The organism is Streptosporangium sp. NPDC051023, assembly GCF_040689595.1.
Taxonomy (GTDB): domain Bacteria; phylum Actinomycetota; class Actinomycetes; order Streptosporangiales; family Streptosporangiaceae; genus Streptosporangium.
Window position 1 is genome coordinate 35,749 of record NZ_JBFBCE010000094.1, and the last position, 733, is coordinate 36,481.

Consider the following 733-nt stretch of genomic DNA (forward strand, 5'->3'; position numbering starts at 1 on the left):
ACCGTCACGGTCACCGTACGAGCGGCGCTCACCACCGGGACGGTCGTCACGATTGAACGGGGGACGCTCACCCCGATCACGAGAACCGTAAGAACCCCCTGAGCGCCCCTCACGGCGCTCACCGTATCGAGGACCGTCTCCTGGACGTCCCCTGCCGCCTGCCGCGCGATCGCCGCGGTAGCCTCCCTGACCGCCAGATCCGCGGTTCTCGCCTTCTTCGCGCCGGCCCGCGCCGTCACGCCCGTTGTCACTGTTCACTTCTGGTTCCATTCGTTTGCTCACTCGGCGAGCGCGTCCCGTTTTCCAAACGGATGGGACGATTCGCTGTGCGGGCGGTCTCCGGCCGCGGGATGCGCCCCGTTCGCTATCGCTGCCCCGCCCTATCGTGGTCTGGCGCGACGAAGGCCACCCTCGGTGGGGCGGCCCGGCCTCTCCAGCCTAGCAAGCCGCTCAAAGTCCGTACGCCCTATGTCATCGCGCCTGAAGATGATCAGAGGCGAAGATCTTCAAGGCCCTGGCCTGCTCGTACGGCTCAGCGGGCTTGCTGCGACACGTACGCCCCGTTCCGTCCAGAAAACACGCGTTGGAACGGGCAAGTCAGGCACGAAAGCCCTCACGAAGCCTTATAAAACAGAAGAAGGGCCACCCAAACGGGTGACCCTCCCTCAAAAGATTGTCCGGCGGCGACCTACTCTCCCACACCGTCCCCGGTGCAGTACCATCGGCGCTGAAG